Origin of the sequence: Novosphingobium sp. APW14 (genome assembly GCF_032337075.1) — a bacterium.
Classification (GTDB): Bacteria; Pseudomonadota; Alphaproteobacteria; order Sphingomonadales; family Sphingomonadaceae; genus Novosphingobium.
On record NZ_JAVYAB010000004.1, the window covers coordinates 253,914 to 266,596 of the forward strand.

A 12,683-nucleotide genomic window follows, 5' to 3' on the forward strand; every position below is an offset into this window, starting at 1 on the left:
TTACGTTCCTTGCGCCTTGCAGTCGGCACGAACCGCTGCCTATGAACATTGCGCAAGACAGGAGATTGACTGGAGATGGCCGGACTGGACCTTGAGCTGAGCGAACAGCAGACGCTGCTGCGCGATGCGATTGCCCGCCTCACCGCCGATATTGAAACTCCCGATTGGGCCGATCTTACCGATCAACTTGGCCTGGGCGGGCTGACTGTGCCGGAATCCGAAGGCGGCTTTGGCGGTGGGGCGATCGAGGTGGCACTTGTTATGGCCGAACTCGGTCCAGCGCTTGCTGGGGCCGACTGGCTCGGCCACGCGGCCACCTGCGCAGTCCTGGGCGAAGGGCCCGATCTGGTCACCGGGCAACGTCGTGCTTCACTGGTCAGCAAAAGTACTGCTGCCTGTCTGCCGGGCCTGAGGGACAGCAATCGGATCGACGGCACTGCCCGCCTGGTTGCCGGCGCTGCAACAGCTGATGTTTTCGTTGTGGCACTAAGCGCGGGCCTATTCGCGGTGCCGCGCGATGCCACGGGACTGACAATCGAACCCGGTCGGTTACACGATGGCTCAACGGTCGCCGATCTGCACTTCGCGAGCGTCGTGGGCGCGCCGCTAGATGGGGATCCGACCGAAGTGGATGGGCTGGTCCGGATCGGGCGCTGCGCCGAAGCGGTCGGACTGATGCAGCGGATGCTGGCTGATACGACAGACTATTTGGTCCAGCGTCGCCAGTTCGGGGCCCCCATCGCCAGCTTTCAGGCCCTGCGCCATCGTCTTGCCGACATGCAACTGATTGCGCTGCAGGCCCAAGCGCTGACCGAGGCTGCGGCCACCTCGGCAGAGGCAAGCGACATCGTTGCCGCCTGCATCGCGGTCCGCGGCGCCGCGAGGACTGTTGGCGAGGGCGCCACACAATTGCACGGAGCGATGGGATTAACCGAAGAGCTGCGACTGGGCGCGCACTTCAAGCGGCTGCTGGTGATTGCCAGCGGCCTTGGCAGCGAGGCCGGACTGCTCAGCGAATTTGCAGCCGTCGCCTGAGCTTCAGGCCAGGATAAGCTTTGCAATGAGGTCGCGCTGAATTTCGTTTGAACCGGCATAGATGCTGGCCGCCCGATCATTCAAATAGCGTGGGACAGCCACGGCCAGATCAGCCGGGGTCTGCCCGGTCGGCACGGCCCAGCCTTCCTGGCCTTCAATATCACAAGCCAGTGCATCAACCCGTTGCATCGCTTCGGTCCCAAGCACTTTCAGCACCGACGCATAGAGCGCCGCGCTGCCGCCGGCTCCGCGCATGGCCTTCATTTCGAGCGCCTGCAATGCGCGCAGATTGACGACTTCTTTCGCCAGCTGCGCCGTGATCAACGGATCAAGCCCTTCGCGTTGGCGCAGACGGGTCAGCCGTTCAATCAACGGGGGGGCATATTTCCCGCCGCGTTCGAAAGTCAGCAGGTGCTTGGCCACGGTCCAGCCGTCGTTCTCCTCGCCCAGCCGGTTGACAACCGGGACCCGAACACCATCAAAAAACACCTGGTTGAATTCATGATCGCCGGCCAGCGTGCGGATCGGCTTAACGGTGATCCCGGGGGTGGCCATATCGAGCAGCAGGAAGCTGATCCCGGCCTGTGGCTTGCCCTCGGTCGAAGTGCGGACCAGGCAGAACATCCGGTTGGCGAAGTGGGCGTGCGTGGTCCAGATCTTGGAACCGTTGAGCACATAGTCATCGCCATCGCGCACCGCGCGCAATTGCAGCGAGGCGAGGTCCGAGCCTGAGCCAGGTTCGGAAAAGCCCTGGCACCAGTAATCCTCGCCCGAAAGGATCCGCGGCAGGTAATGGGCCTGCTGCTGCGGCGTGCCGTAATGCATGATCACGGGGGCAACCATCTTCAGGCCCATCGGCGATAGGCTGGGCGTGCCCGCCCGCGCGCATTCGGCCGCGAAGATATAGCGCTGCATTTCATCCCAGGCCGGCCCGCCAAACTGCGCCGGCCATTCCGGTGCCGCCCACCCACGCCGATGGAGGATCGCCTGCCATGGCAGCGAGATCGACGGATCGACGAACACGCTGGTGGTTCGTGCCGCGCCTTCGCGCAGTTCGGCCGTCAGTTCGGCATCCAGAAAGGCGCGAACTTCGGCCTGAAAGGCGGCAAGTGCGGAGTCTGCAATCAGGGTCATGACAGGATCATGCCCATCCGCCCCGCCCTTGCCAAGCTTTCAGCTTGCGTCCCCGTTAGGCTGGCCGCCGCGCATACCAGCCAAATCCGGCGATCACGGCATAGCAGGCCGCCGGCAGGATGAAGGCCAGCGCCAGGCTGCCGGTGGCATCGGCGATCACGCCGGTCAGCAGCGGGATCACCGCGCCGCCGAAGATCGCAACGTTGATGATGCCCGATCCATCGGCGGCACGCGGGCCCAGCTTTTCGCAGGCCAGGGTGAAGATCGTCGGGAACATGATCGCGTTGGTCAGGCCGATCGCCAGCAGGCTATAGCCCGATAGCGTTCCGGTGGTGTGGGTGGAGATCGCGATGAGCGCGATCGCGCCGATCGCCACCGCTGCCAGCACCTTGCCCGGACTGACCACACGCAACACGGCCGAACCGATGAAGCGCCCGACCATCGCCCCGCCCCAGTAATAGGCGATCAGCTTGCCCGCGGCCTGCTCGGCCAAGCCCATCACGTGGCCCTGCATGAGGTAATTGACGATCAGCGAGCCGATCGACACTTCCGCGCCGACATAAAGGAAGATGCACAGCGCCCCGAAGCCAAAGCGCGGACGCTTCAAGAGGTCGAGCCCGGCGAGGCCCGTGCTGGCTTCGTGGCTTTCGCCCTTCAGCGCATTGCGAAACAGCCAGACCGCCCCTGCCACCACCGCAAGCGCCGCAGCAATACCCAGGTAGCCGTGGACGATCGCCTGGCTCTCGGCCGTGCGATAGGCATCCAGCTCCACCCCCGAAAGCTGGTCCGCCGTCACCGTCGCCAGACTGCCGAGGATCAGGATCGAGCCGAAATAGGGAAACACGGTCGTGCCGACCGAGTTAAAACCTTGGGCAAAGGTCAGCCGGCTGTGGACCGTCTCGGGCTTGCCAAGCAGCGAGATCAGCGGATTGGCCACGACCTGAACGATCACCACCCCGCTTGCCAGCACGAACAGCGCCAGCAGGAATAGGCCATAGGTCGCGGTCTGGCTGGCCGGAATGAACAGCAGGCAGCCGGCCATCATCGTCACCAGCCCGGCCACCGCGCCGCGCATGTAACCGATTTTCTTGACCAGCCGTGCACCCGGAATCCCGATCACCGCATAGGCCGTGAAGAAGCAGAACTGCACCAGCATCGCCTGGGTGTAGTTGAGCGTGAACAGCTCCTTGAGCTTGGGAATGATCACATCGTTCAGCGATGTGATCCCGCCAAAGATGAAGAACAACCCCATCACAAACAGCTGGAGCTGCGGTGCATCGATATAGTCAGCCTGGCCTGCGGTGGACGCTGTGTTGGTGGCTTGCGCCATGTTGATCTTCTCCCCAAAAAGCTTTTGCGAATGCTAGCATCCCGGCCGTTCAAGGCGAGGCACGTATTCGTATTCATCCACCATCAGCGCGACGGGCTGCGGCCACGGTTGCGATGGTGCCGCGAAAAATTGATCAGTTGCGGTCTAACTGGCAGCGATACGGCTGCGATGCCGGTCACAAATCGCTTATACTGCGCGGCATGATCTGCTTGCTGCTGGGATCGGGCCTATCTTTGGTCGTTTTGGGCCTGCTGGCGTGGCGGGCGCCGCGCGGATGGCAGAACCAAGACGGCTTCCATCTCGGCGATGAACCCAATCACCCGAACGCTTAAACAGTGATGCGACGCAAAGGAGCTTGCAGGCGCAGCGCCGCCCCCGCTTGCTATTGCCGAAGATAAGGCACCTTAGCGGCGGCGGACCGAGTGCATTTCCCAGCTCGACGCAAGATAGCGCGTCATTTGCTCGAGCGCTTCAGGCTCTAGCTCAAGGAGCGTGCGGCGCTTGTCGCCTGGATCCACGGTGCGCTTTACCAGATTGGCTTCGACCAGCTGATTGACGTGCCGCAGCGCGGTTGAGAAAGGCGCCTGGGTTGATGCGCAGGCGCTTGATGTCGGCACCGCACGCCCCTGCAATCCAGCCGCAGCCAAGTCGATTAGAATATCCCAGGCCGGTCCGTTAAGGATCTGAGCATCGAAAAACTTCGACCGGATCTGGCGATCCTTCATCATCTGCGAGGCGAAGTTCTGGAGCTCTTCGATCGTTGGCTTGGCACCAGCCGCCGGGGCGCGCCCCTGACTGAAGTCGCTGGCACCCCCGCCTGTGGTCTGGGCCAGCGCCTGCAGTTGGAACACCGCAGCAAGCCGGGTCCAGCGCGCACTGGCGCGCCGCAAGGAGGCCGAAAGGCTCTGCAACGAAACCGGCTTCTCGAGGAAATCAATCGCATTCGAACGCATGGCGCTGATCGCGATATCAAGCGAGGTCTGCCCGGTTACGACAATCGCAAGCAATGGCCGCGTCGCCATAAAGCGGTTGGACAATTCATCCAGCAGCGTCAGCCCGTCCATTTCGGGCATCAGCAGGTCTGTCAGGACGATACCGATTCGATAGTCGTTGCAGATCATTCGCAGCGCGGTCGCCGCATCGGGCGCCTGCTGACAGGGATAGCCCAGGCTTTCGAGTAATTCGGCGTATTCTTCAAGACATACCGGATCGTCATCGACGATCAGCACGTGGCATTGCGCAGCAGTGCTGTCTCTCGCGGTGTGCTGCAGATTGTTTTCTCCACGCACGCGCGTCGCCTTTCAAACCGGAGGGAACGGTATTTTCCCTGATTGCGGCCTCATAAAGCAGCTCAATTTGGGCGAAATGGTCAACCGCTGCCAATTTGGCAACGATTGGCGCACCAAACATATGGGTTAACACTTGTTTTAGTCTAAAAATGGATATGCTTAACGAGTCGTTTGTATTCTAATTTAACCGATCAACCGGACGAATGCGAGATTTCGCGCAATCAGGAGGGGGGAGCAAGTATGGAAGCTGGTCAAGATCGCACACCACAGCATCACAATCTGCGCCAGCCATTAAACGTAATCAGCTTGACGATCGCCAATTTCAGATTGCGCATTGAGCCTAAACTTGACGAGGTTGATGCAGCCTACGTCAATCGCAAACTTGAGAGGATCGAAGGCGAACTCCAACGTTTGGCAAAAATGCTGGACACGTTGACACCAGAGCTCGTTGCAAGCGACCGAGTAGCCGCCGACGGCTCGGCCGTTGCCCAAGCCTTCTGAGGCCGCCTCAGCCGAAACCCTTGGCTTCCAGCGCAATGCGGACCGCATCGGCTGAATTGCTAGCACCCATCTTATGGATGATGTGCGAACGGTGCAGTTCGATCGTCCGGGTGCTGATGCTAAAGCGTTCGGCGATCAGACGGTTCGAAAGACCCGAGACGAGGCATTCGAGCACCTGCTTTTCGCGCTTTGTCAGCAAATTGACCAGCTTCTTGGCCTCGGCAGTGCGCTGGTTACGCTCCCACCGAGCCTCAGCGGAGCGAATGCAGGAATCGATTGCCGAATTGAGCCCGACAGGATCGATTGGCCACGCGTAATAGTCAAACACGCCTGACTTCACGGCATCGACCACGAAATGGGGGTTGATGTTGTGCGCATAGGCGATCGTCGCCACGCGCAGCCCCTCTTCCTCGCAGTACCTCAGGACATCGCGCAACTGGGTATGCTCGTCGTGGACCAGCAGCACCTGGCGATCCGGGCGCGTAGCCGCAAATTCGCGAAAGCTTTCGTAAGGCTCAACGTGTCGCCCGACTGCCAGCAAGGCATGGGTCAGCCGCGCACGACGCGTGTAATCCTGATCGATGATCGATACGTTAAATTCAGCCATGGCAGCGAATTAAGGCCGCAACCCCTCGGATAACACAAAAGTTGATACCAAAACGCGAGTAACTTGCGGCATCCCGACGAGTTTTTAAGCTAAAAAGCTGCGAATGTGGTGACGATATAAGTTTAAACTCTTATGTTTATCCAATCGAATGTTCGGATAAGTATAATCTGCTATAGAACGAATCCTGTTGCCGTGTTGAAAAAACGTTGTGGCGCCCACTGACATTTGACCCGACTTTGGGCGCCACACCCTTTCAACTAATTGAAAACGCTCGCCGCACTCGGCGGTGGCAGGTGGATCCCTGCCGGGGAGTGGCTGATGCCGTCTCCCAATTGCTGCCGGCGATCCCGGTAAACGGTTGTCCTCCCCAAGCGGAGCGAGGGCAAAATGGTAAACGACAGAGCGGCAGCATTCAGGTTACCACTTTGGGTGCGAATGTTGCGCGCTGCACCACAAGAATCCTCCTGATGGCTCGGTGGTGCGCGGGTCTTTTGCACCTCTGATCCGTGCGGATTGCACGGCGCGGGATTAGCGCGCAGTCTGATGCTCCCAATTCCGACCGCGCCAGGGCCAGCCACGGAGACAAGCGATGGACAGGTCGATCGAACCCGGAAATGTCGCAATGCGGACCGAACACGATGCGCTGGGCGCGGTTGCCGTCCCCGCCGACGCGCACTGGGGGGCGCAGACACAACGAAGCCTGCTGCACTTTGCCTTCGCCCCGCAGGAGCGGATGCCGCACGAGGTCATCCGCGCCCTGGCCATGATCAAGAAGGCTGCGGCACAGGTTAATCGTGCCGAGCTGCCCGGCCCGATCGCCGTGGCCATCAGCCAGGCCGCGGACGAAATCATCGCCGGCGGCCATGGTGACCAGTTCCCGCTGGCCATCTGGCAGACCGGCAGCGGCACCCAAAGCAACATGAACGTCAATGAAGTGATCGCCAGCCGCGCCAACGAGCTGTTGACCGGGCAGCGCGGCGGCAAGGCGCCGGTCCACCCCAATGATCACGTCAACCTGCACCAATCATCAAATGACTGTTTTCCAACCGCGCTGCACATCGCCGCGGCGCTTGCCGCCAGCGGGCGCTTGCTGCCGACACTGGAACGCCTGATTGGCCAGATCGATGCCCTGTCCGGCGAATGGCGCAACATTATCAAGATCGGACGGACCCACCTGCAGGACGCGACCCCGCTGAGCCTGGGGCAGGAGTTTTCAGCCTTCGCCGCGCAGTTGCGGCAGTGCCATCAGGAACTGGCCCTCGCGCTGGAGCCCGGTCTGATGGAAATCGCGCAGGGCGGCACAGCCGTCGGCACCGGCATCAACGCGCCAGCCGGCTTTGCAGCGGCCATGGCGCAGGCCCTGGCAAGCCATACCGGCCTGTCCCTGCGGCCGGCGCCCAATCCCTTTGCCGCGCTTGCGGGAGAGGAACCGCTGACGCGGTTTTCAGGAGCCATGGTTACCCTTGCCGTTGCGCTGACAAAGCTGGCGAACGATATTCGCCTGCTGGCCAGCGGCCCACGCAGCGGGTTGGGCGAACTGCGCCTGCCGGCCAATGAGCCGGGCAGCTCGATCATGCCGGGCAAGGTTAATCCAACCCAGTGCGAGATGCTGACTATGGTCTGCGCTCAGGTGATCGGCAATCACCAGGCGATCGTGACCGGAGCAATGCAGGGGCAGCTCCAGCTGAATGTATTCAAGCCGATGATCGGGGCGGCCGTGCTCCGCTCGATTGACCTGCTGGCGACCGGGATGGACGCCTTCGCCCGGTTCGCGCTGGCCGGCCTTGAACCCCAGCGTCAACGCATCGCCGAACTGCTTGAGAGGTCATTGATGCTGGTGACCGCACTGGTACCGGAGCTGGGCTATGACCGCGCCGCAGTTATTGCCCGCCATGCCGAAGACAACAATCTGACGCTGCGCGAGGCTGCACTGGCCTTGGGCGTGGAGGCGCAAACCTTTGATCGGCTCGTCCGACCAGAAACCATGATCTGACCCTCCAAATCGATTGAAATTTTGAGGCCGCCAGCAATTGGCAAGGCGCCGGCGATTCCGTCCATGGCGCCACCCCCGCGCGGTCAAATGCCATGCGGGCAAGACTGATCGCGCCCTGCCGCAGCCAATCTTGCCATCACGAGGAACCACATCACCGCCAACGAGGTTTGCCCGTTCCGGTAAGGAGATAATCGTTATGAACATCATCCTCGTCATCGTCATTGGCGGGATCATTGGCTGGATTGCCAGCATGATCATGCGCACTGACGCACAGCAAGGCGTCTTCATGAACATCATCATCGGCGTTGTCGGCTCGCTTCTCGCTGGTTTCATCCTGTCACCGTTTCTTGGCGGCGCACCGATCACGTCTGGCGAAATCAGCGTCAGTTCCCTGTTGATTTCGCTGCTGGGGGCGGTCGTGCTTCTGGCGATCATCAACATGGTTCGCCGCGGCACGCCACGCTAACCGCCCCAAAGGACAGACCATGCGAAATCTTGCCCTGCTGTTGCTGGTTGTTTCCGGCCTGAGCCTCTCAGCCTGCAACGACACCAAGACAGAAGAACGCGCTGATGCGCTGGAAGATCAGGCCGATCAGGTCAGAGCCAGCGCCGATGCCACGGCGGACACGATGGAAGACCGCGCCGACAAGGTGGATAACCGCCTCAATAGCGAAGCTGCGACAGCCGAGCAGCTTGCAGAAGAGAGGGCCCAGTCCGTGCGCGACAAAGCCGAGCGCAAGGCAGACACCCTTGAGAACAAGGCTGACGCCGTGCGTGATCGCAGTGCCACGTCGACGGCAACCAAAACCCCCTGATCCAATCCAGTTGCAGCCCCCGTCGGTTTCTTGCGCTCGGCGGGGGCGCTTCATTCAGTCCCCGGGAAACTCAAGCCAGACGAGGCCCTGCGCGCCGCGCGCCTCGGTTCCGAAATGGCCCGAGACCTGCTCTGCCAGTGCACCGAGAAGCTCGAAGTCTCTGTTGGGAGGAGCGGCTCCGTTGCTGCCGCTGATCTCCAGTCGGCACCCCCTGTCCTCAGACATCAGCCGCACCGCAATCTGACGCGCGCCGTGCGATGCGGCATCGGATATCACCTCAAGTGCAAAAAGCATCAGCGGCACCGCATGGTCGAAGCGGAGCTTGCAGGTGGCATCCGCCTCAACCTGGAAATCCAGCTCGGGACCATCGCGGTTTGCCGCCCGGACCTGTGCACATAGATCAGCCAGCAATTCCGATGCCGCCACTTTGCTTGGGCCGTCCTGATGCTGATCATGGGCGAACCTCTGCACCAGACCGATTGCAGAGACCCTTGCCCTTGCCTGATCCAACAATTCCCGCATCCAGCCTTGCGGAACCCGTTCGGCCTGCATGGTCAGCAAGCTGACAATGATCTGGATGTTATTGCGGACCCGGTGGTTAAGCTCACGCGTGAGCGACTTTTGCATTTCGAGCGAGGCTTGCAAGGCTGTGCGGTTACCTTCCAGCGCGCCCGCTATGGCGTGCAGTTGATCAGCGATAGCGGTCACCTCAGCCGGCGCTCCCGCGAATTGGTGGCGCTCGTCAATCAGTTGCCCCTCCACGATCCTATGGGTCAGGCGGTGCAGGCGCGGGAACCAATCGAGCAGATAACGGTGGGCGGCAAACCACACCCCAATCAGGCTGAGCGCTGTCACCAGCAGGGGGAGAGGCAGGATCAGCCAAATCGGCGAAACCGCCGCATTGGCAAAGTTGGCCCGCGGCTCCGCATAGGCGACGAACAGTTCACGATCGAAAATGGGCGCGGTCGCATATGTCCATTGCTTGCCATCGGCGGATTGGATGGCTTGTGGCGCTTGCAGGGCATCGCGAACTCTGGCCAGACCCGTGAACCGAGATGGACCGCTCAAGAAAAATACCTTGCCATCGCGATTGACCAGCATCGCCACCCCGCCACGCTCGCGCTGCCGCTGCCCAATTGAGCGTGATAGCCATTCCAAGCTGATCCCGGCGCCGATCACGCCATCGAAGCGGCCCGCGCGATCGTAGAGCGGCAGGTAAAGCTGAAGGGTCGGCTGCTTCGAAACCTCATCAAATGCAGGATCGCCCAGCAAGAATGTATCTTGGGATTTGAACTGCCCTGGCCAGGCATTGCCGCTGATGGTCTGGCCTGGCGCATAGGGCAGCGCGGAACAGCGAATGGCTCCATTGCGGTCTGCGCGCAGGAAATTGCTTATGCCAATCGCCCCTTCCCGCGCATCGATCAGTACCTGATCGCAGCCCGAAAGATTGCGCTCGATGGGATCAAGCCGGCTCAGCATTTGCAGCGATCGACGGGCAATGATGAAGGGATCCCGCTCGCCCTCGGCGATGCCCCATGCGTTTGCCCGCAGGCGCTGCGCCACCAAGTTTTGGGAGCCATCGTAAGTCAGTACGCCTTGCCAGACTCCAAGGAACACCATCGGAACCAACGCGCCGATCAGAATTTTGGTCAGTATGGACCGAATCGAGCCCGCTTGCCGCAGCGTCCTCATCGATCTCCCGCTAGGCTGCGGCCGGGCTTTGCCGCCGACAGGCCTTCACCATCACCCCCCTCTTCCAGCAGACGCTTCAGGGCGACACGTCCACGGGCGATCCGGCTTTTCACCGTGCCGATGGCACAGCCGGCAATCTGGGCCACTTCCTCGTAACTCATGTCAGCTGCGACCAGCATCAGCATTTCGCGTTGTTCGGTGGGAAGCTTTTCCAGCGCGCGCTGCACATCCATCAGGTCGAGCCCCACGTGCTGGGTCGATGGCGCAACCAGGATCCGTTCAGCCGCTTCAGGGTCCCACGCCACGAACCGCGAATTCTTTTTGGCCATCGAATAGCAACGGTTGCGCAGGATGATGAACATCCAGGCCTTGAAGTTGGTCCCAACCTTGAAGGTATGACGTGATGCCCAGGCCCGCATCATGGCTTCCTGCGCAAGATCGTCGGCCAGATCTCGATTGCCGCAGATCCCGCGGGCAAAGGCACGCAGCTGCGGCAGGATGGCCATCACCTCGCGCTTGAACTGTTCCTTGCTCAGCGTTGCTTCCGCCCCATCGCGGTGCTCAGGCTGAAAGCTTGTCATTCAGGCGGTGCCCGGTCATCAAGCTGATCAAGCAGAAGCAGGAAGTCATCGGGGATTGCTTCCGACGCAACACTCTCATGCAGTTGACGCAAGGCCGCCTCGATCGGATCGAACGCAAGGTCGGGCTTAAGGTTGTCCTCAGCCGATGATTCGGCGTGCCTGCCGGTGCTGGCCGACCGCTTCTTACGGTTTTCGTCTTCGGGCATATGTGCGCTATCGCCTTGTTCGGCGGTGGAAAAGGAATACCGGCTCACTGTAGTCTGCCTCAACTGGTTCCGAAACCCGATCCCGGCAACCGCCCGGCGTCCTTCGCGCCGTCGCAGAAGGAAACCGGATGAACGCTGCTTGGTTCCCGTTGCGGAACATTTTCTATCATCATGCAGTTTGGGGCTTTCGAGACGAGAAGGGAGTTCCAATGCCAGATCAGCCGGTCTCGCTGCGTGCGTGCATTGCAAACGAGTTGCCTTACCTGCGCCGTTATGCACGGGCTGTTACCGGATCGCAGGACTTGGGCGACACAGCGGTGCGTGAAATGCTTGAAGCCATCATTGCCGCCCCGGACCTGCTGGACGAGAAGACCATGATGCGCCTGGGCCTGTTCCGGGTATTTCATCAAATCTGGAAACCCACGCAGGGCAATTCTGGTTCTGGCGGCTTTATCGCAAATCTGCCGGTCAGTGCGCGCGAAGCCCTGCTGCTCACAATGGTCGAAGGTTTTTCCTGCGCCCAAACTGCAGAAATCCTTAAAACGACGCAAGATCAGGTCCGCGCCACGATCGCCTTGGCGCGACAGCAGTTGGAAGCGCAGTTGCATGCTTCGGTGATGATCATCGAGGATGAGGCGATAATCGCCATGCACCTGCGGAAAATCGTCGAGGGGCTTGGCAACACGGTAGCCGGCGTTGCCCGCACGCGCGATGAAGCGATAAGCTTGGCGCGCGAAGCTCTGCCCTCGCTGATCCTGGCCGACATCAGCCTGGCTGACGGCTCAAGCGGCATTGATGCGGTGAAAGGTATTCTTGAAAACTTCTCGGTACCGGTGATCTTCATCACGGCTTTTCCGCAACGCTTGCTAACCGGCGAGCGCCCGGAGCCAACCTATCTCATCACCAAGCCTTTCGAGCCCGAAGTGGTCACTGCAACAATCTGGCAGGCCCTGCTGGTTCATCACGAGACCCAACCGGGGCTTCAGGCGGCCTAAGCACAATTATCAGCACTTTATGGCACCACTTCCAGCAGCCTACTCGGTGTAAAGGGCTGCTGGAAGTGGTCTATGCGCTGGGTTCCGGAACCGCTTGTGATGTCTGTTCTGCGATGGAAATGCGCTTATTCCGCATCACAGCACCAGACCAGTCCGGATCCCAGCAATAGCAACATCATGATAATCGGCAGGACCTGCCACTGTAATGTGCCCCCCACTGCTGGAGGGAACAGCGGAGGGCACAGGCAGGTGCCGGCCCATGGCGGGAAGGGGGTCAATCGGGCCGGCGAAAGGAGAAACTCCGTTTACCCCGGAATAGTTCCGCCCGATCGAAAGTTTTTACGGCTTACAGTAGCCTCGCAAGGCCGCTGATACGTATGGCCCGCGTCGGGCGACGTACACTTTCCCAAAGGACTCGGCACTTTCCCAAAGGACTCGGCACTTTCCCAAAGGACTCGGCACAGCCGGACACAGGGCAGTTCGTGCCGAGCCCATGGCAAGGCAA

Annotated in this window: 13 protein-coding genes; 6 read left to right on the forward strand and 7 right to left on the reverse strand. The window is 60.8% G+C overall.

Translation table 11 applies throughout. The features are described from left to right. The first annotated feature begins 75 nt into the window (after positions 1-75). Positions 76-1,035, forward strand: coding sequence for an acyl-CoA dehydrogenase family protein (locus RQP55_RS07335; RefSeq protein ID WP_315609535.1), 960 nt, complete (start codon positions 76-78; stop codon positions 1,033-1,035). Between the two features lie 3 nt (positions 1,036-1,038). Here the strand turns inward: RQP55_RS07335 and RQP55_RS07340 are convergent, their stop codons facing one another. From RQP55_RS07340 to RQP55_RS07350, 3 genes are all read right to left on the reverse strand, one after another. After that, positions 1,039-2,169, reverse strand: coding sequence for an acyl-CoA dehydrogenase family protein (locus RQP55_RS07340; protein ID WP_315609536.1), 1,131 nt, complete (start codon positions 2,167-2,169; stop codon positions 1,039-1,041). Positions 2,170-2,224: 55 nt separating this feature from the next. Next, a complete protein-coding gene (locus RQP55_RS07345) occupies positions 2,225-3,499 on the reverse strand; it encodes a sugar MFS transporter (RefSeq protein WP_315609537.1) in 1,275 nt (424 codons plus the stop codon). Between the two features lie 404 nt (positions 3,500-3,903). Next, positions 3,904-4,788: a response regulator gene (locus RQP55_RS07350; RefSeq protein ID WP_315609538.1), complete on the reverse strand. Its 885-nt coding sequence runs from the start codon at positions 4,786-4,788 to the stop codon at positions 3,904-3,906. A 240-nt stretch (positions 4,789-5,028) separates the two neighbouring features. Between RQP55_RS07350 and RQP55_RS07355 the strand changes: the two genes are divergently transcribed. After that, positions 5,029-5,289 (forward strand): hypothetical protein, encoded by a 261-nt coding sequence (locus RQP55_RS07355; protein ID WP_315609539.1) that lies wholly within the window; start codon positions 5,029-5,031, stop codon positions 5,287-5,289. 7 nt (positions 5,290-5,296) lie between these two features. Here RQP55_RS07355 and RQP55_RS07360 read toward each other — a convergent pair whose 3' ends face one another. After that, on the reverse strand, positions 5,297-5,896 hold the full coding sequence (locus RQP55_RS07360; RefSeq protein WP_315609540.1) for a response regulator transcription factor: 600 nt from the start codon (positions 5,894-5,896) through the stop codon (positions 5,297-5,299). 589 nt (positions 5,897-6,485) lie between these two features. Here RQP55_RS07360 and RQP55_RS07365 point away from each other — a divergent pair. The 3 genes from RQP55_RS07365 (at position 6,486) to RQP55_RS07375 (ending at position 8,704) form a co-directional block, all read left to right on the forward strand. Beyond that, positions 6,486-7,889, forward strand: coding sequence for a class II fumarate hydratase (locus tag RQP55_RS07365; RefSeq protein ID WP_315609541.1), 1,404 nt, complete (start codon positions 6,486-6,488; stop codon positions 7,887-7,889). A gap of 196 nt (positions 7,890-8,085) precedes the next feature. Next, positions 8,086-8,355 carry a GlsB/YeaQ/YmgE family stress response membrane protein gene (locus RQP55_RS07370; RefSeq protein ID WP_315609542.1) on the forward strand — a complete coding sequence of 90 codons (270 nt, stop codon included), beginning with the start codon at positions 8,086-8,088 and terminating at the stop codon, positions 8,353-8,355. A 19-nt stretch (positions 8,356-8,374) separates the two neighbouring features. Then, positions 8,375-8,704, forward strand: coding sequence for a hypothetical protein (locus tag RQP55_RS07375; RefSeq protein ID WP_315609543.1), 330 nt, complete (start codon positions 8,375-8,377; stop codon positions 8,702-8,704). A 54-nt stretch (positions 8,705-8,758) separates the two neighbouring features. Here the strand turns inward: RQP55_RS07375 and RQP55_RS07380 are convergent, their stop codons facing one another. From RQP55_RS07380 to RQP55_RS07390, 3 genes are read right to left on the reverse strand one after another with little or no spacing between them, the layout of a single operon-like run. Then, a complete protein-coding gene (locus tag RQP55_RS07380) occupies positions 8,759-10,396 on the reverse strand; it encodes a sensor histidine kinase (RefSeq protein ID WP_315609544.1) in 1,638 nt (545 codons plus the stop codon). Next, positions 10,393-10,977, reverse strand: coding sequence for a sigma-70 family RNA polymerase sigma factor (locus RQP55_RS07385; protein WP_315609545.1), 585 nt, complete (start codon positions 10,975-10,977; stop codon positions 10,393-10,395). Before RQP55_RS07385 ends, RQP55_RS07380 begins: the two co-directional genes overlap by 4 nt. After that, positions 10,974-11,231, reverse strand: coding sequence for a NepR family anti-sigma factor (locus tag RQP55_RS07390; protein WP_315609546.1), 258 nt, complete (start codon positions 11,229-11,231; stop codon positions 10,974-10,976). Before RQP55_RS07390 ends, RQP55_RS07385 begins: the two co-directional genes overlap by 4 nt. 161 nt (positions 11,232-11,392) lie before the next feature. Between RQP55_RS07390 and RQP55_RS07395 the strand changes: the two genes are divergently transcribed. Continuing rightward, positions 11,393-12,178: a response regulator gene (locus RQP55_RS07395; protein WP_410000275.1), complete on the forward strand. Its 786-nt coding sequence runs from the start codon at positions 11,393-11,395 to the stop codon at positions 12,176-12,178. The last annotated feature ends 505 nt before the right edge of the window (positions 12,179-12,683 follow it).